Origin of the sequence: Glycomyces sp. NPDC049804 (genome assembly GCF_040674615.1) — a bacterium.
GTDB lineage: Bacteria > Actinomycetota > Actinomycetes > Mycobacteriales > Micromonosporaceae > Glycomyces > Glycomyces niveus.
In genome coordinates, this window is the sequence record NZ_JBFAMQ010000006.1 from 151,881 (window position 1) to 169,413 (window position 17,533).

Sequence of the window (17,533 nt, forward strand, 5' to 3'; positions counted from 1 at the left end):
GTCAGGCCTCTGCCGTCGGGGCGCGGTCCGGTCAGGAAGGTCGGCGGGCCGGCATGTGGTGCATGCCCTCGGTGAGCGTCTCGGCCCACGCGGCGTCCGAGTCGAACGCGTCGATCGCGGTGAGCAGGTGGCACAGCTGCCCGTAGGCCATGAAGCGCTGCACGGCAGGGCCGTCGGCCCGGGAGCGGGCGCTGACGTACTCGGTCAGCTCCGCGATGCCCTGGCGCACGGTCCGGGCGATGACCGGGTCCGCGGTGGCGGACTGGGCGTGCACCTGGATCGCGAGCAGGTCGCGGTCGGCGATGAGCGCGGCGTACGCCGCGGCCATGGCCTCGAGCACCGCGTCGGGCGAGTCGTCCTCGCTCGCTTCGGCGCCGCGCTCCAGCGCGTCCACGATGCGTCGGTAGCACTCCTCGAGCGCCGCGACGAACAGCTGCGTCTTGGAGGAGAACAGCTTCGAGACGTACGCGGGGGAGATGCCGGCGTGCTTGGCCACCTCCGCGATGGTGACGGTGTGGAACCCGCCGCGCGCGAAGCTCGCGATCGCGCTCGACACCACCGCTCCACGCCGTTCCTCGGCCGTGGAAAGCACTCGTTCCTTCATGTGAATGACTGTACACTCACTCTTTTGGCGGCGCCACCCCGGGAGTGCGTGCAAGCGATTGCGGCAGGTAGGGTCGGCTCGACTGGGGGGACATCCCCGGTCGAACCGGCCCGAAACCGAAGGCGGCGTGTGCACATGGGTGATGAGGTGTTCGGCGTCGTCGGGGCCGGGATCGTGGGCCTCGCGACCGCCCGCGAGCTCACCCGCCGCCGCCCCGGCGTCCGCGTCGTGGTCTTCGACAAGGAGGACCGGGTCGCGGCCCACCAGACCGGCCACAACTCCGGCGTCGTCCACGCCGGTATCTACTACACGCCCGGTAGCCTCAAGGCCCGCCTGTGCACCCGCGGCGTCGCCCTCCTCAAGGAGTACTGCACCGCGCACGATCTGCCCTATGTGGAGTGCGGCAAGCTCGTCGTCGCCGTCCGCGACGAAGAGATCCCGCGCTTGGACGCCCTTTACGAGCGGGCCGCCGCCAACGGCGTCCCCGGGCTGCGCCGCGTCGGCCCCGAAGCGCTGCGCGAGATCGAGCCCCACGCCACCGGACTCGGCGCCCTCCACTCGCCGGGCAGCGCCATCACCGACTACGCCGCCGTCGCCCGCGCCTTCGGTGCCGAAGTGGCCGCCGCCGGAGGCGAAGTGCGCCTGGGCTTCCCGGTCGACCGCATCACGCCCGACGGCGACCGCGTCCGCGTCCACTCCGGCGACGAGCACGTCACCGTCGACCGCCTGATCCTCTGCGCCGGACTCCAAGCCGACCGCGTCGCCGCGCTCGCCGGCGACGAGCCCGGCCCCCGCATCGTCCCCTTCCGCGGCGAGTACCTCCGCGTCGTGAACGACAAGGCCGCGCAGCTGCGTGGCCTCGTCTACCCCGTCCCCGAACCCGGCTACCCCTTCCTCGGCGTCCACTTCACCCGCCGCACGGACGGCACGGTGGAGATCGGCCCGAACGCCGTCCTCGCGCTCGCCGCCGAGGGCTACCGCTGGCGCGACCTCAGCCCGGCCCACCTCGCCCGCCTCGCCGCCTGGCCCGGCGCGTGGCGCATGGCCGCCCGCCACCGGCGCATGGGCGCCCACGAGGTCTACGGCTCGCTCTCCAAGCGCGCCTACATGAAAGCTGCCCAGCAGTACTTCCCGGACATCACCGTCGCCGACGTCGAACGCGACGGCGCCGGCGTCCGCGCCCAGGCCCTCGACCGCGACGGCGCCCTCGTCGACGACTTCCGCATCCACCGCCTCGGTCCCGTCACCGCCGTCCGCAACGCCCCCTCTCCTGCCGCCACCTCCTCGATGGCCATCGCCGAACACATCGTGAACGCCCTCGACTAGGCCGTTCCGCCGGCCCGGATCGCGCGACCGTGGTCCCACCCGTCCACGAGATACGATCATCCGGTCTTATTCGCAGCGGCGCAGGAGGATCGATGACCGGAGAAGGCGGGTTCGCGCAAGAGCTGGCCGAGGCGCGGGCGACCCTGGCGAAGGCGACCGCGTCGCCCGAGGACGACCAGGCGGTGCCGGTGACGGCGGAGGCCGCGAAAGGGCGCATCAGCGTGACGCTCGGGGCCGACGGCCGCGTCTCGGCCATCAATGTGGACCCCAAGGCGGTGAAGGAAGGCACGGACTACATCGCCGAGCACGTCCTGGCAGCGCTCAACGACGCCCTCGACCAGCGGGCGACGATGGTGACCGCGGACGAGCGCGTCCCCGACCTCGGGTCCATCGGGGAATCACTGGCCGCGGTCCAGGACGCCGGGGTCCGGCAGCTCCAGGCCATGAGCGAGTCGATCACTCAGGTCCTGGCAAAGCTCAACGGGGGCAAGTGATCCCGGGAACCGAGCAGGAAACTTTCAGTTAGCTTTCTTCAGGTATAGTGCGGCGCGGAGGTCGGCATGTTCGGAGAAGACCAGATCGCGGAGCAGCTCTCGCAGGCCCGCGAGACCATGGCGCAGGGGCCCGCCCTGCCTGGAGGGCAGGCGGAGCCGATCCTGACCGAGGCGGCCGAGGGACGCATCAAGGTGACGCTCGGGACCGACGGCCGGTTCGAGCGGATCAGGATGACCCTCAGCGCCCTCCGGGACGGCCCGGAAGCCCTCGTCGAGCAGCTGATGCTGGCGGTGAACGACGCGCTCGACCAGCGGACGGCGATGTCCGCCCTCACCGGCCCCGTCCCGGACCAGGCGGCGATGAACGAACAGGTGGCCCGGATGCAGGACGCCTCGCTGCAGCAGTTCAAGGACATGGACGCCGCGATCGGCGACCTCATGGCCAAGCTCCACGGAGGTCGATGACCATGGCGGGCTTCGATGTCGACCCGGCGACGATCCGCCAGTCCGCGGACGAGCTCGACGCGGCCAAGGACGACGTGCAGACGCTGCTCGACGAGTTCACCGCGGCGGTCGGCCAGTACGCGGACGCCTTCGGCGGCGACATCATCGGCACCGCGGGCGGCATCGCGCACGAGGTGTGCATGGGAGCGGTCACCGACTGCTTCACCGGCATCGTCGAGGATCTGACCGGCCTCTCCGAGGCACTGCGCGGCATGGCGGACGACCATCAGGCGGCCGAGGAGGAGATCACCCAGTCCTTCACCAGGCTCCAAGGCGACCTCGAGTCCCGACCGGCGACCGGCTGACCCCGCCGCACCCCCGCAACCACTTCCCCCGCAAGGAGAACGCATCCCATGGGTATGCAACTGCCCGGAGAGCTCATCAGCCTGCTGGGCATACTCGGCTACGAGTGGCCCGAGTCCGATGAGGAGTCCATGTTCAACCTGGCCGGCCAGTGGACCGGCATGGCCGACAGGGTCGCCGAGAGGGTGGAAGGACTCCAGGCCGCGGCACGGACCCTCCTGGAGGGCAACACCGGCGCCCACATCGACGCCTTCCAACGAGAATGGGAAGCCGAGGAGTCGTCCCCCGCCGCCCTGTCCAAGGCCGCGGACCCGGCCAACCAGCTCAACATCGGCCTGACGGTCATGGCCGGGATCGTCACGGCCCTCAAGATCCAGATCATCGTGCAACTGGCGCTCCTGGCAGCGCAGATCGCATGGGCGCTGGCGACCGCGCCTCTCACGTTCGGCGCCTCGCTGGCGCAGATCCCCATCTTCAAGCAGATCACCGGACTCATCATCGACCAGCTGATGGGCATGGCCACCAATAGGATCATGAATGGCTAGGAGCAAAGGCGGCGACGCCAGCGACGGCGAAGGCTCCAGCACCGGAGCGAGGATCCTCACCAGGGCCCTCGACGACGGCGGGTTCTCCCCGCCGACGCCGAAGACCCGCGACCGGGGCGCCGACGGCGACGGTCGAGGCGACCAGGACGGCGCCGACGACCCCATCCGCCGCTACACCGACAACAGCGACGAACTGAACCGGTACCTGCGGGCGACCGACAAGTCGAGCTACAGCGCGGAGGACCGGGCCCGACTCGACAAGCAGGCGGAGGAGGTCTCGGAGGCGCTCAAGAAGCGCCCCGTGCCCGACGAACGGGTGACCTGGCGCGGGCTGCCCGGAGGACCGTGGCTCGACAAGTACAAGACGGGCGACCTGTACTCCGATCCCGCGTTCATGAGCACGTCCACGAGCGAGCGGATCGCGAACCAGTTCAAGACCATCGCCACCGGCGGCTTCTCCGGCGAGAACCGCCCCGGCGCCATCTTCAAGGTCGACGGGATCACCGGGCGCGACGTCGGCCGCGACTCGAACTTCGGGCACCAGAAGGAAGTCCTCTTCGACCGCGGCGCGCTCTTCAAGATCACGGACAGGCGCCAGGACGGCAACACCACCTACATCGACATGACGCAGCTGGGCTGAGGCGGCCGCGCTCCTGCCCCACCCGCCACACCGTGAACGGAGGCCTCCGGCATCTGCTGCAGCACAGCGGATGCCGGAGGCCTCCTCAATTCCCGAACCCGGGCTGGACCCGCACCACCAGCTTCCCGAACGTGTGCCGCCGCGCGAAGTCGGCGACCGCCCGCGCCCCCTCGTCGAGCGTGTACCGCCGACCGATCACGGCCGCCAGCTCACCGCGGACAGCCGCCGCGGCGACCTCGCGCATCCCGCCCAGCCACCCGTCCATGTCGAGCACGAACCGCAGGTCCACATCGTCCCGGCCGAGCGAATCCGGCTGCGTCACCGGGAAGGTGATCGTCACCAGCCGCCCGCCCGGCCGCAGCGCGGCGGCCGCCTCGGCGAGCTCGTCGCCGGGCAGCACGAGATTGCAGACAGCGTCCACACCGGACGGATACTCGTCCTCGTAGCCGATCACCTGCGCCGCACCGAGGTCCCGCAGCCGTCCCGTGTCCTCCGGTCGGCCCGTCGCGGTCACCTTCGCGAACGCGGCCAGCGTCGGCAGCAGCGCCGTGCCCACGCCGCCCGACGCCCCGATCACGAGCACCGAAGCGCCGGGCTCGATGTCCGCGCTGGCCAGGATGGCGCGAACGGTCAAGCCCGCGGTCGGCAGCGCCGCCGCCTCCTCGACTCCGATCTCGTCCGGCCGCAGGGCGATGAACGGGGTGTCGGCCTCGAAGACCGCGTACTCGGCCAGCGCGCCGGTGGTCAGCGAGGGCCGTTCGGTGCCGGCCATCGCGCGGAGCGCGCGCGGCACTGCCTGCCCGAAGACCTCGTCGCCGACCTTGAACCGCTCGACCCCGGCCCCGACTTCGCTGACGGTGCCGGCGAAGTCGTTGCCGGGGACATGGGGGAACCCGAGCGGGAACTGATCGCGGAACTCGCCGCTGGGCACCTTCACGTCGGCGGGGTTGACCGAGGCGGCGGCGATGCGCACCTGGATCTGCCCGGGACCGGGCCGCGGGGCCGGAATCTCGGCGACGGTGTAGTCCTCGGGCGGGCCGTAGTCGATTACGACGACTGCTTTCATATGTCCTCCATGCGCGTGCAACAAACGGACCATGCGGTCACGTTCGCGTCGGAACGCTAGCACTAACCGGACCGTACGGTCAACTTGCTAGGCTGGGGGCATGACCGACACCCGCCCGCTCCGCGCCGACGCCGCCCGCAATCGCAGGCTGCTCCTGGCCGCCGCGGCGGACGAGTTCGCCGAACGTGGGCTCGACGCCTCGGTCGCGGACATCGCCCGCAGGGCAGGGGTCGGCAAGGGCACCGTCTTCCGGCATTTCGCGAACAAGGATGAGCTGATCGCCGCGATCCTCATCGACCGCATGGCGGCGCTGAGTGACCTCGGCGAAGCGCTGCACGGGGCCGACGACGCCGAAGCGGCGCTCCGCGAGTTCCTGACCGCCGCCGCAATGCAGCGCCAGGAACGCGACCTGTCCTTCCTGGCTGTCGCGAGCGAGTCCATGCCCGAGGTCGGCAGGGCCCGCGACCGCATGATGACCGCGGTCGAGCGGCTCGTCGCCCGCGCCCGCGAGCGCGGCGCGGTGCGCGGTGACGTCACCGGCGCCGACGTGTTCCTGCTGATGTGCGCCCCGAACTACGTCGCCGGATACGTCCCGAACGCATCGCCCGACCTGTGGCGCCGCTACCTCGCCCTGATCCTCGACGGCCTGCGCCCCGAAGGCGCGAGGCCGCTTCCCGAAGCGGCACCCGACCTCGGCTGATCGCTCCCGCCGCGACAAGATGAAGCGTCATGTACATTTGAGGGGCCGCAGCGAACGCCAGTGATCGGAGAGCGGACCGTGGACGAGAACACGCGACAGCGGAGCCTGAACCGGGTCGAGACCAGGCAGATGCTCGGACCGGACTCGCAGGTCGACGACAAGGCGCTGGCGTTCGCGCCGAACGACCCGACTCTGACCGACCCGTTCCTCATCATGGCCGAGGACTGGTTCTCCAGCCCCGGCTTCGAATGGCACCCGCACCGCGGCCTCGAGACCGTGACGCTCGTGGTCGACGGGGTCCTCGAACACGGCGACAACCTCGGCAACGCCGGGGCGCTCGAGCCGGGGGAGGTGCAGTGGATGACCGCCGGGAAGGGCATCGTCCACCGCGAGCTCGCCTACCGCAACGAGCACGCCCACACCTTCCAGCTGTGGCTCAACCTGCCGCGCGCCAAGAAGATGACCGACTCGCGCTACCAGGACCTCACCCGCGACTCGATGCGGCGGTTGCGAGCCCCGGGCGTCGTGATCGACGTGCACGCGGGCGCCGTCGAGGGCGTCACCGGCGGGGCCGAGACGCACCAGCCGGTGCAGGGGGTCCTGGCGCGGCTCGACCCGCTCGCGTCATACGACCTCGCCGTGCCGGCCGGCCACCGCCTGTTTGCGCACGTGGTGAGCGGCCGCGTCCTCGTCGGCGGCCGCGAACTCGAGGCGGGTCAGACCGGCTGGTCGGAACCACTGCCGGGGGAGGAGCCGACGTCGCTCAACCTGTCCGCGCCCGACGGCGACGACCCCTCACAGGTGCTCGTCTACAGCGGCACGCCGCTGCACGAGCCGGTCGCGTTCGGCGGGCCGTTCGTGATGAACAGCCGCGCCGAGATCCAGCAGGCCTTCCAGGACTTCCAGCGCGGCGACTTCGGCCCGGTTCCGCGCCAGGCGCGGCTCGCCTACGACCGTTGAGGCCGCCGCGGCGGGGCGACCGAGTCGCGCACGACGATGTGGGTGCCGAGGACGACGCTGTCGGTGGTCGCGCCTTCGCCGCGCCGCAGGGCGAGGCGCACGGCCTCGCGGCCGAGCTGTTCATGCGGGACGTGCACGGTGGTGAGCGCGGGGGTGAGTTCGGCGGCGATCGGGATGTCGTCGAAGCCGACCACCGACATGTCCTCGGGGACGCGGATGCCCTTCTCGCGCAAGGCTTTCAAGACGCCGATGGCGACCATGTCGGTGCCCGCGAAGATCGCTGTCACATCGCTCCGCTCGGCCAGGAGCCGCTTGGTGAGCTCGTAGCCGCTGTCGATCTGGAAGGGGCCGGGCAGGATGAGCGTCTCGTCGAGATCGACGCCGTGGTCGGCGTGGGCGCGGCGGAACCCCTCGACCCGCTCATCCGAAGTGGAGAGTCCGAGGGCGCGCCCGAGGTAGCAGATCCGGCGGTGCCCGGCCGAGAGCAGGTGCGCGGTCATGGCGTACGAGCCGCCCACGTTGTCGTACTGGACGACCAGTGCCGGGACGTCCTCGCCGAGCGAGGGCCGGCCGCACAGGACCAGGTGCGAGCCGGACTTGTCGAGCGCCTTGGCGAAGTACGCCATGCGCTCCTTGTACACCTCGTTGTCCAGGGCCCCGCCCACGAGGATCACGGCCTCGGCGCGCTGCTCGCGCATGAGCTCGACGACGGCGAACTCGCGCTCGGGGTCGCCGTGGGTGGTGCACAGCAGGCACAGCCGCCCTTCGGAAGCGGCTTGCTGCTCGACGCCGCGCGCGATGTAGGCGAAGAACGGGCCGGTCACGTCGTCCACGATGAAGGCGACGGTCTTGGTCGTCGCGCCCGCGAGGCCGCGGGCGTGCGCGTTGACGACGTAGTCGAGGTCCTTCATGGCCCGCAGCACCTTCGCCCGCGTGGCCGGGGCGACCGGGTAGTTCCCGGCGAGGACGCGGGAGACGGTGGGGGCGGACACGCCCGCGGCGGCCGCGACGTCCTTCACGGTGGGGCGCCTACCGCCGCCGCCTGAGGTCTCGCGCACCAGCGTCCCCTTTCGTGTCCTGACGTTTCACAAGGCTAGATCACGCGGCGGCGCTCACGCCCGCCTCCCGAGCAGTTCGGGGTCGACCCGGTGGGCCAGGGGGAGCCCTGCCGCGAGGCGCTCAGCCTCCTCCACGATGCACTGTCCCATGCGGGCGAGCTCGTTGCCCTGCGAGCCCGCGACGTGCGGGGTCATGAAGACGTTGGGCAGGTCGAACAGGGGCGAGTCGGCCGGAGGCGGTTCGGGGTGGGTGACGTCGAGGACGGCCGAGAGGCGGCCGGTGCGCAGCTCGGCCACGAGCGCGTCGGTGTCGACGAGGCGCCCGCGCGAGGTGTTGACCAGGACGGTGCCGTCCTTCATCGCGGCGAGGCGGGCGGCGTCGATGAGGTGTCGGGTCTCGGGCAGGTCCGGGGCGTGGACGCTGACCACGTGCGCCTCGGTGACCAGCCGGTCGAGGCCGACCAGGCGCGTGCCGAGCGCGGCGGCGTCCTCCTCGCTCACATACGGGTCGGCGAGCAGCACGTCGACGTCGAAGGGCCGCAGCAGCTCGGCGACCCGCCTCCCGATCGCCGAGGCGCCGATGAGGCCCACGCGGAGGCCGAAGTTGCCGACCTCGGGGTGGATGTAGCCGAGTTCGAACGTCCTCTCGTCGCGGAACCGCTCGCGGAGGTCGAAGATCCCCTTGCCCGCCATGAGGATCGCGGCAAGCGTGTACTCGGCGACCGGCAGCGCGTTCGCGTCCGCCGCTGAGGCGACCTCGATGCCGCGCTCCCAGACGGCTTCGCCGAGGTGCCCCTTGACGGAGCCCGCGGCGTGCAGCACGGCCCGCAGCTTCGGTGCGCGTTCCAGGACGTCGGCGTCGAGCAGCGGCGCGCCCCAACCGGAGACGATCACCTCGATCTCGGCGAGCGCGTCGTCCGCGCCGTCGAAGCGCTCGGCGACCTCGTCGGGATCGATGTCGAGCACGGCGTTGAGGCGGCGCAGCAGCGGCTCGGGGAAGAGCTGCGGCAGGAACACGGGGTTCATCGCGAACAGCGCCTTGGGGTGTTGGGCCACGAGAAGGGTCCTCCGAACGGTCGAGATGGAAATCGATTTCTACTGTAAGGGTCCCGATTGAGTTTGTCGAGCCCGAGTCTCAGTCACTTCACCGCCAACCTCGAACAGTCGTTGAACTGCAGGTTCACTGCCTAAGGGAACTGCTTCGACCTCTGCGTGTAACGATTCGGCAAACTCGGCTTGTGTTCGCGAGGGGCCTCACCTAGTCTCACAGAATCCGGTTTCTATCCCCGGTGTCGAAGAGCGCGCCACTCGGAGCGCCACCCCTGAAGGAGTACCCATGAGCACTGGGACGGAGCGGGCCGCGGCCCGCGAGTCGCAGCCCGGCGTCAACCTCTCGCGTCGCGCGGTCGTCAAGGCCGGTGCCGCCGCCGCCGTCGCGGGGCCCGCGCTCGCCGCGTGCGGCCCCTCGGCCGGAGGCGGCGAGGGCGGCAAGACCCTGATCCGGTTCCTGTACGCCACCGGCGACGCCACCTGGAACGCCGTCGTCACCGCGGTCACCGAGGCGTTCAACGCCCAGAGCGAGACCGTGGTCGTCGAACCCGAGCCGCTGCCGTCCGCCGCGGACTACGCGACGGCCCTGAAGACCGTCGACGCGACCGGCAACTGGCCGGCCCTCGTCGACATGCGCGACACCCTCACCTACATGGAGGCCGGGAAGATCGCCCCGATCCCCGAGAGCGTGACCTCCCTGCTCAGCGACGAGGTGTACGCGCCCGCCGATGACGGCTCGGTCTACATCGTCCCGAGCACCGCCCTGAACGGCGAGATCGGGTTCAACATCGTCTACGACAAGGACTACTTCGAGTCCAACGGCCTGGCGGTGCCCACCACCTACGCCGAGTTCATCGCGCTCATGGACGCGATCAAGGCCAACGGCGACGTGCCGCTCGCGATGGCCGCCGCCGAGGTCTGGCCCTCGGACCAGATCTGGAAGCCCCTCGCGGCCCCGACCTTCGCGGCGTTCAGCGAGGGCGGCGGCTACTGGAACGCCGTCGAGGCGGGCGAGGCGACCATCGCCGACCTGCGCGACGCCATGGAGCGCTTGAAGACCATCACCGACGAGTACGCCCTCGAAGGCTGGCAGTCCACGCAGGACGCCCAGACCTCGACCCTCCTCGTCAACGGCCAGGCGATCATGGCGACCTCCTCGGCGGGCCTGGGACGGCTCAACGACATCGCCAAGGTCGACCCCGACTACAACGCGGGCCTGTTCGTGATCCCCGCCGACGACGGCACGCTCCACGTGCTGAAGAACTCCGTCAACGGCGACACCGCCTCCGGCATCGCCATCTCCAAGCAGGCGCAGGAGGACGGCGGACAGTACGACGCCGCCGTGGAGTTCCTCGAGTACTACTACTCGGTCGAGGCATGCAACCTCATGGAGCAGACCGGCGTCGTCTCCCCGAACATCAAGGCGGGCGCGGAGGTCGAGCGCAACTCGAGCATCCCCGGCGCATCCGATTACTTCGCGCTCCTGGAGAACCCGAAGCTCTCCTGGTACGAGAACGAGCCGACCAACCCCAACCACTCGACGTTCCAGACCTTCTTCCGCCAGAGCCGGATCGAGATGATGGACGACCAGATCACCATCGACGAGCTCATCGAGAAGTCCCAGGGCGAGTTCGAGAAGAACATGGCCGAGGGCTAAGGCCGACGGCCGCATTCGGCGGCGCCTACCCCGGGGCGCCGCCCGAACCGTCAGAGAGGACGACCCGTGACCGACCAGCAAGTGCTCGTCAAGGCACTCCCGGCCGAGCCCCCGCCCGCCGCGAGGCCCGCGCCGGGCCGCCGCCGCCCCCGCTTCGACCGGCAGCGCATCGCGATGCTCCTGTTCATCGCGCCCGCCGCGATCCTGTACGCGCTCATGATGATCGTGCCCTCGCTGCAGTCGATCCAGCTGAGCTTCACCGACTGGGACGGCATCAGCCCCACCTTCGAGTACGTGGGCCTGCGCAACTACGAGGACATCCTCACCGGCGAGCGGTTCTGGAACGCCGTCAAGAACACCCTGATCCTCGGCCTCGGCTCGGCCGTGATCGTCAACGTGATCGCCCTCGCCGTGGCGATGATGCTCGACAAGCTCGACCACGCGCAGGGGTTCTTCCGCACCATCGTGTACCTCCCGGCCCTGGTCAGCGGCTTCATCGCCGCGACCATCTGGAAGTACGTGCTCAACTTCAACTTCGGCGCCGTCAACTCCACCCTCAAGGCCCTCGGCCTCGACGCGCAGACCCGCGACTGGCTCGGCGATCACGACATCGTCATCGGCGTGCTGCTGTTCATCATCTGCTTCACCCTGGGCGGCAACACGACCCTGATCTACCTGGCGAACCTGCAGTCGGTGCCGCAGGAGCTCGTCGAGGCCGCCCGCATCGACGGCGCCTCGCGCGCCCAGGTGTTCCGCTACGTCACCTGGCCGATGCTCGCCGGGGCCGTCACCGTGAACATGACCCTCATGATGATCGCCGGGTGGACGATCTTCGACCAGATCATGGTCCTCACCATGGGCGGGCCCGGGTTCATCTCGGAGACCATGGCCTTCTTCATCTACAAGGTCGGCTTCGGCGAGTACCGCGCGGGCTACGGCAGCGCCGCCGCAGTCGTCCTGTTCATCGTGGTCATGGCCACCACGGTGGTCGCCAACCGCTACATGCGCAGCAGGGAGATCCAGGCATGACCGACCCGAAGCCCAAGCGCGCCAAGGAGCGGCGCCGCCTCACCGCCGGCGAGCTGATCGTGATGGCCGTGCTCGCGATCCTGGTGATCGCCGTGTCCTTCCCGGTGCTGTACGCCCTCCTCAACTCCTTCCGCAGCTACGCGGACATCACCAAGGACCCGATGGGGCTGCCGACCTCGCTCGACTTCGGCAACTACCTCACCCTCTTCCAGACCACCGAGTACGGCGAGGCGCTGCTCAACACCGCGATCATCACCGCCGGGACGCTCGCCATCCTCATGGCCCTGGTCCCCATGGCCGCCTACGGGATCGAGCGGGTCGGCGGCCGCACCGGCCGGTGGATCTACCTCCTCTTCATTGCCGGGCTCATGATCCCGTTCCAGGTGCGGATGATCCCGCTCGTGACCTCCATGAACGAGGTCGGGCTCTACAGCACCCTCACCAGCGTCATGCTCGTTCACTTCGGCGGGTCCGCCGCCTTCGGCGTCCTGTTGTACTGCAGCTTCATCAAAGGCGTGCCGCGCGAGATCGAAGAGGCCGCGAACATGGACGGCGCTGGCCGCCTGCGCACCTTCTGGTCCATCGTCTTCCCGATGCTCCTCCCCGTCACCTCCGCGTTCGTCATCATCCAGGCGCTGGGCCTGTGGAACGACTTCTTCATCCCGCTGGTGTTCCTCGACGCCTCCTCCGCCGGCACGATCAACGTCGCCCTCAGCCGCATGTCCGGCCTCATGGCCTCCCAATGGGAGCTCATCTACACCGGCGCCATCGTCGCCACCGTGCCCTCGGTGATCCTCTTCGCCGCCTTCCAGCGGTACTTCATCAAGGGCATGTCGATCGGGGCGGTGAAGGGATGAGCACCACCGGTGCCGCCCGAGGCCTGTTCGCCTACGACGGGAGGCTCGCACGAGTCCTGCTCGCGGTCTTCCAGTGCTTCGCGACCTCCGCGCTGTTCCTCCTTACCGCGCTGCCCGCGATCGTGGTCGACCAGGCCTCGGGCCGGATCTCCCACGCGGCCATCTGGCTCGGCGTCATCGCCGCCCTCCCGATCGGGCCAGGTGTGTACGCCGCCCTCGCCGGCATGCGCGGGTTCATCGCCGGGCACGGCTACCAGGGCCGCCTCTTCAAGCGGTTCTGGTCGGACTTCGCCACCGGCACCGCCCGTCTGCGCTGGCTGTGGGCGGGCGCGGCCGCAATCGAACTGCTGCTGGCGTACAACGCAGCCCTGTACGGCGAGGGTGACGGCGCGTTCCTGGCGGTCACGGCCGGGGGAGTACTCGTGGCGACGGCGGTCGTCGCGGTCTGCTGCATTGCGCTGCAAGGCGCTTCGGGTCGTCCCCTCGAAGTCCTCACGCTCGCGCTGCACGCCGCGGCGGCTCGTCCGCTGGCCCCGCTGACCTGGCTTGTCGTCCTCGCGACCGCTTTGGCCGCGACGCAGCTACCGGTCTTCGGCACCAACCTCGCCTTGTTCCTCCCGGCCCTGGCGGCCTGGACCGTCCTCACCGCCAACCGCGTGACGGGCTTCGACCGCAAGGCCGCAGCGCTCGTCGGCTGACCACGAGGGTCTTCGCTCCTCCTCTCTCCTGAGGGCAGGCTTCGCCTCGAGAGCGCTGCCTCCTGGTGGATTGGTCTGGTGCGCACGAGGTTCCGGCTATGGTGGGCGTTGCGCCTGCGTGTACGTTGTGCCTCGTTCAGAGCACGTGCCGCCCGGTCAGGGTGATCCCGACGGGGCCGTCTTCCACCCGGACCGGCCGAGGCCGGAACAGCTGCGGAACCCGATAGCACTCGGGGGCGAGCCCACTCCTGTCAGTGTCGTAGTGGGGTCGGGATCGCGAGGTCAGTCGAGCCGGCCAGAGGCTTGGCTCAGTCTGCTTGCACCTGCTCGACTCCTGTGCGAATCCCATATCCCTGTGCGTACGTCAATGGTCCGCCCGACCGCCCCCGCCGGCAACACCCACAAGGGTCGAAAGCATTCACGTTCGAGCCGGTTATCTTGCGCTGCAACGAATCGACTTGACCCCGCTCCCTGCGGTCGGGTGTGTCGTCCACCGAGGCTCCCGGTCGAAAGTGTTCACGTTCGCGCGGGTCCTGTTGGGCTGCAGCGAATCGGCTTGACCCCGCCCCCGCGGTCGGGTGTGTCGCCCGCCGAGGCCCCCCGTTGCAACGGTGCCTGAAGGGTCCGACACAAGAGCGCGACGCCGGTACGGCCGCGGATCGGGAGCGCACTCAGGCCGGGATTCGCAGCCCGGCACGGGGTTCTCCGGCTATCCGGGCTCTCCTCTCTTTGCGGCTTCCGCCGCCGTCGATGCGCGCATCCTCATATGCGCATCTCGTTGGTATTCAAGGTCACCGGAATCCATGCCCCTTGAGGACTTCCAAATCGACAATGATTACCGTTACCATAAATTCCGACCCCGCCCCTGAACCCCTGAAGGACCCCGGATGACCCTGACCTCAGCGCTGCCGCGAGCCGGAGCGCTCGCCGCCGCGCTCCTCCTCACCGCGCTGGCGGCCCCGGCTCCGGCCCAGCCCGCGGCCGAGCCCGCGGTGCTCTCGGTCGGCCACACCGACGCCATGCAGGTCACCTACGAGGGAGGAAAGCTCGGCCTGCGCGTCAAGGACGACACCGGCGACGCGGTCAAGTTCCACGACCCCGCCGACGTGGTCTTCCAGGTGCTCCCGCACGCCGAGATGGCGATCCCCGAAGGCGGCGTGCTCGACTTCATCGGCGCGCCCGGCGACCCGATCTGGCTGCTGCCGTTCACGCAGGACCACACCCTGCTGTGGCCCGGCTGGAGCACCGAGGAGCTTGACACCGGGACCTTCAAGGGCGACAAGGTGTCCATGCGCCTCGTCGCGGCCGAGGGACCGGGCGAGGCGGCGCTCTGGGGGCTCGGCAACTTCGGCACCCCGAACGTCTTCTTCAACACCCGCGACGGCCTGCCCGACGCGATCAGCGTCAACACCAACTCCCACGTCCACTCCACCTGGGCCTTCACCGCCACGGGCGAGTACACCCTCACATGGGAGTTCACCGGTACTCTCGCGGACGGCACCGAGGTGTCCACCGGGCACGTCGACTACCACTGGGTCGTCGGCGACCTCCCCGACGACCCGGATCCGGACCCCGACCCCGACCCGGACCCGGACCCGGATCCGAACCCGCCCGGTCTCGACGGCCGCCTCGTCCTCGACGAAGGCCATGTGGACGTCCTCGCCACCACCTTCGCCGATGGCGCGCTCGCCCTGGACGTCAAGGACGGCACCAAGCTCCACAGCCCCGACACCGTCTACCGCGACCCCGACGACGTGGCCTTCCACGCCGGCCCTTCGTCCGAACTCACGTTGAGCCAGGAGCTCGTCGACTACTGGCAGGTAGAGGACCGCTACGACGCGGGCGACAAGCTCTGGTGGCTCCCCAGCAGCCAGCAGCAGGGCGTCCTGTTCCCCGGCTGGAACTCCGAGATCCCCGGCGGCACACTGCAGAACGACGCGCTCGACCTCCGGTTCACCGACTTCAGCGGCCCCGGCGACCTGCTCATGTTCATCCCCGGCGACGGCATCGAACCCACGGTCCTCTACGCCGACACCGCCGACGGCCTCCCCGACACCATCGCCACCAGGTCCAAGACCCACGCCCACGCCGACTGGCTCTTCAGCGCCCCCGGCGTCTACACCCTGACCTGGCAGGCCCAGGGCGCGCTCGCCGACGGCACCCCCGTCAGCTCCGCGCCCGAGGAGTTCGTCTTCGTCGTCGGCCCCTGGCCCGGCGAGGACCCCGACCCCGGCGACCCGGGGAACCCCGATCTCGAGAGCACCCAGACCATCACCGCCACAGTGGACACCGACGCGGGCGGGCTCGTCATCAGCGTCGACCCCGCCGACCGCGACGTGGTCCTCCCGGCCATGGCGCTCGACCCCACCGCCACCCGCTGGACCACCGAGGGCGAGCTCCGCCCGGTCACCGTCACCGACACCCGCTCGGCCGACCCCGGCTGGAACGCCGCCGCCCAGGTCTCGCAGTTCACCAGCGGCGCAGGCGGATTCAGCAGCACCCACCTCGGCTGGCGCCCCGGCGTCGTCTCCACCGGCGCGAGCCAGCAGGTCGCCCCCGGCCCCGCCGTCGCCGGCGCGCTCGACGGCGGACCCGGCCTCGCCACCTCGCAGATCCTCGCCGCCGCCGCGGCCGGGTCCGGCAACGGCACCTGCGTGCTCGGCGCCGACCTGCACCTCGATCTGCCCACCGACGTCGAGTCCGGCACCTACGCCGCGCTCGTCACCTTCACCGCCATCTAACCCACCCGAAAGGAACCCCCGTGCGAACCGTCACCAAGTACGCCGCCGTCGCGGCCGCCGCAGCCGCGGTCCTGGCAGCGACCGCCGCCCCGGCGACCGCCCAAGGCTCCGGCCGCTACACCGTCCTCTCCGAAGGCCACGTCGACGTCTTCGGCCTCGCCTACGAGGACGGCGCGCTCGACCTCCACGTCCACGACGAGGAGCACGCCGCCGAATACGCCCCCGCCGAGGTGGTCCTCAAGGCCAACAACGAAGCCAAGACCACCGTCCCGGCCGGGTACGACTTCCTTGGCACCGCCGGCGACGACGTCTGGATCCTCCCCGACACCGAGGTCGCGGGCCTCCTCTTCGCCGGCTACGGCGCCGAGGAGATCGCCCCCGGCGACTTCGCGAACGACACCCTGACCCTGACCGTCCACGACGCCTGGGGCGATGTCGACCTCTACACCGTCGACGACTTCGGCACGCCCGCAGTCGAATTCGACTCCGACCAAGGCCCTGGCTCGTGGCAGGTGACCGCCGGCAGCCACGGCCACCTCAACTGGGCCTTCGGCGAAGCCGGGCTCTACAAGCTCACCGTCGAGGCCGAAGGCGTCCTCGCCGCCACCGGCGAGACCGTCTCGACCGGCGAGGTCGACTACTGGTTCTGGGTGGAGGCGTAAACCCATGCGTTCCACGATGATCAAGGCCGGCGCCGCCCTCGGCGCCGCGGCCGCCCTCCTCTTCGCCGGCACCGCGCAGGCCGCCACCACCGTGAGCAGCGGCCACGTGGACGTCCTCGCGCTCGCCTACGACGACAACGCCAACAAGCTCGACCTGAACGTGGAGCTGGCGAACGGCACCGTCCTCGAACCCGCCGACGTCCTCTTCGACGTCCACAGCGCCCACCAGGTGACCACGACCAGTGCCACGAACTGCCGCACCGACCTCGGCACCAACTGGGTCCTGCCGCGCCTCGAAACCGCCGGGAAGCTCTGGGCGGGCTGGAACACCGAAGCGCTCAACCTCGCCTCCTTCGGCGGATCGGTCACGGCCGACCTCCTCTCGTACACCGCCCCGAGCGGCGGCCAGGTCGCCGTCTACGACGCGTCCACCAACACCACGCGACTCCACACCGACCCCGCCTGCGACGACGGCGCGATCGCCGTCACCGAGACCCACCACCACCCGACCTGGGTCTTCACCCAGCCCGGCACGTACACGCTGACCTTCCAGCTCAGCGCCACCCACACCACCGACGGCGCGGTGACCTCCGACCCGGTCACCTACACCTTCGACGTCGGCTAGGACCAGGTTCCCTC

At 70.1% G+C, this 17,533-nt stretch carries 19 protein-coding genes; 15 read left to right on the forward strand and 4 right to left on the reverse strand.

Going from position 1 to position 17,533, the window contains the following annotated elements; genetic code table 11:
* Positions 1-31 precede the first annotated feature (31 nt).
* The gene (locus tag AB0K52_RS11760) at positions 32-604 is read right to left on the reverse strand and encodes a TetR/AcrR family transcriptional regulator (protein WP_363529895.1); all 573 of its coding nucleotides are present in this window, start codon (positions 602-604) and stop codon (positions 32-34) included.
* Positions 605-739: 135 nt separating this feature from the next.
* On the opposite strand from AB0K52_RS11760, the gene lhgO reads away from it, so the two are divergent.
* The 6 genes from lhgO (at position 740) to AB0K52_RS11790 (ending at position 4,416) form a co-directional block, all read left to right on the forward strand.
* Positions 740-1,930: an L-2-hydroxyglutarate oxidase gene (gene lhgO / locus AB0K52_RS11765; RefSeq protein WP_363529898.1), complete on the forward strand. Its 1,191-nt coding sequence runs from the start codon at positions 740-742 to the stop codon at positions 1,928-1,930.
* A 92-nt stretch (positions 1,931-2,022) separates the two neighbouring features.
* The gene (locus tag AB0K52_RS11770) at positions 2,023-2,424 is read left to right on the forward strand and encodes a YbaB/EbfC family nucleoid-associated protein (RefSeq protein WP_363529901.1); all 402 of its coding nucleotides are present in this window, start codon (positions 2,023-2,025) and stop codon (positions 2,422-2,424) included.
* 66 nt (positions 2,425-2,490) lie between these two features.
* Positions 2,491-2,889 carry a hypothetical protein gene (locus AB0K52_RS11775; protein WP_363529904.1) on the forward strand — a complete coding sequence of 133 codons (399 nt, stop codon included), beginning with the start codon at positions 2,491-2,493 and terminating at the stop codon, positions 2,887-2,889.
* A gap of 2 nt (positions 2,890-2,891) precedes the next feature.
* The gene (locus AB0K52_RS11780; RefSeq protein WP_363529907.1) at positions 2,892-3,233 is read left to right on the forward strand and encodes a hypothetical protein; all 342 of its coding nucleotides are present in this window, start codon (positions 2,892-2,894) and stop codon (positions 3,231-3,233) included.
* A gap of 48 nt (positions 3,234-3,281) precedes the next feature.
* Complete coding sequence (locus AB0K52_RS11785) at positions 3,282-3,776, forward strand: hypothetical protein (RefSeq protein WP_363529910.1); 495 nt, start codon at positions 3,282-3,284, stop codon at positions 3,774-3,776.
* On the forward strand, positions 3,769-4,416 hold the full coding sequence (locus AB0K52_RS11790) for an ADP-ribosyltransferase (protein ID WP_363529913.1): 648 nt from the start codon (positions 3,769-3,771) through the stop codon (positions 4,414-4,416). The genes AB0K52_RS11785 and AB0K52_RS11790 overlap by 8 nt, the downstream gene beginning before the upstream one ends.
* 85 nt (positions 4,417-4,501) lie before the next feature.
* On the opposite strand, the gene AB0K52_RS11795 is transcribed toward AB0K52_RS11790, so the two are convergent.
* Entirely contained in the window at positions 4,502-5,482 is a 981-nt protein-coding gene (locus AB0K52_RS11795; protein ID WP_363529915.1) for an NADP-dependent oxidoreductase, read from the reverse strand.
* Between the two features lie 100 nt (positions 5,483-5,582).
* Between AB0K52_RS11795 and AB0K52_RS11800 the strand changes: the two genes are divergently transcribed.
* Together AB0K52_RS11800 and AB0K52_RS11805 are read left to right on the forward strand one after the other, a co-directional pair.
* Positions 5,583-6,182 carry a helix-turn-helix domain-containing protein gene (locus AB0K52_RS11800; RefSeq protein ID WP_363529918.1) on the forward strand — a complete coding sequence of 200 codons (600 nt, stop codon included), beginning with the start codon at positions 5,583-5,585 and terminating at the stop codon, positions 6,180-6,182.
* 78 nt (positions 6,183-6,260) lie between these two features.
* On the forward strand, positions 6,261-7,142 hold the full coding sequence (locus tag AB0K52_RS11805) for a pirin family protein (protein WP_363529921.1): 882 nt from the start codon (positions 6,261-6,263) through the stop codon (positions 7,140-7,142).
* Here AB0K52_RS11805 and AB0K52_RS11810 read toward each other — a convergent pair.
* Together AB0K52_RS11810 and AB0K52_RS11815 are read right to left on the reverse strand one after the other, a co-directional pair.
* Positions 7,130-8,200, reverse strand: coding sequence for a LacI family DNA-binding transcriptional regulator (locus tag AB0K52_RS11810; protein WP_363529924.1), 1,071 nt, complete (start codon positions 8,198-8,200; stop codon positions 7,130-7,132). The two genes, AB0K52_RS11805 and AB0K52_RS11810, sit on opposite strands and share 13 nt — an antisense overlap.
* A gap of 54 nt (positions 8,201-8,254) precedes the next feature.
* The gene (locus AB0K52_RS11815; RefSeq protein WP_363529927.1) at positions 8,255-9,256 is read right to left on the reverse strand and encodes a hydroxyacid dehydrogenase; all 1,002 of its coding nucleotides are present in this window, start codon (positions 9,254-9,256) and stop codon (positions 8,255-8,257) included.
* A gap of 280 nt (positions 9,257-9,536) precedes the next feature.
* Here AB0K52_RS11815 and AB0K52_RS11820 point away from each other — a divergent pair, with 280 nt between their 5' ends.
* The 7 genes from AB0K52_RS11820 to AB0K52_RS11850 all read left to right on the forward strand — a co-directional run bounded on the left by AB0K52_RS11820 (position 9,537) and on the right by AB0K52_RS11850 (position 17,519).
* Positions 9,537-10,907: an extracellular solute-binding protein gene (locus AB0K52_RS11820; protein ID WP_363529930.1), complete on the forward strand. Its 1,371-nt coding sequence runs from the start codon at positions 9,537-9,539 to the stop codon at positions 10,905-10,907.
* Between the two features lie 66 nt (positions 10,908-10,973).
* Positions 10,974-11,936, forward strand: coding sequence for a sugar ABC transporter permease (locus AB0K52_RS11825; protein WP_363529933.1), 963 nt, complete (start codon positions 10,974-10,976; stop codon positions 11,934-11,936).
* Positions 11,933-12,793 (forward strand): carbohydrate ABC transporter permease, encoded by an 861-nt coding sequence (locus tag AB0K52_RS11830; RefSeq protein ID WP_363529936.1) that lies wholly within the window; start codon positions 11,933-11,935, stop codon positions 12,791-12,793. Before AB0K52_RS11825 ends, AB0K52_RS11830 begins: the two co-directional genes overlap by 4 nt.
* Positions 12,790-13,491, forward strand: coding sequence for a hypothetical protein (locus AB0K52_RS11835; RefSeq protein ID WP_363529939.1), 702 nt, complete (start codon positions 12,790-12,792; stop codon positions 13,489-13,491). Before AB0K52_RS11830 ends, AB0K52_RS11835 begins: the two co-directional genes overlap by 4 nt.
* Before the next feature lie 887 nt (positions 13,492-14,378).
* A complete protein-coding gene (locus AB0K52_RS11840; RefSeq protein ID WP_363529942.1) occupies positions 14,379-16,232 on the forward strand; it encodes a choice-of-anchor M domain-containing protein in 1,854 nt (617 codons plus the stop codon).
* A gap of 20 nt (positions 16,233-16,252) precedes the next feature.
* Positions 16,253-16,894 carry a choice-of-anchor M domain-containing protein gene (locus tag AB0K52_RS11845; RefSeq protein WP_363529945.1) on the forward strand — a complete coding sequence of 214 codons (642 nt, stop codon included), beginning with the start codon at positions 16,253-16,255 and terminating at the stop codon, positions 16,892-16,894.
* A gap of 4 nt (positions 16,895-16,898) precedes the next feature.
* A complete protein-coding gene (locus AB0K52_RS11850) occupies positions 16,899-17,519 on the forward strand; it encodes a choice-of-anchor M domain-containing protein (protein ID WP_363529948.1) in 621 nt (206 codons plus the stop codon).
* Positions 17,520-17,533 lie beyond the last annotated feature (14 nt).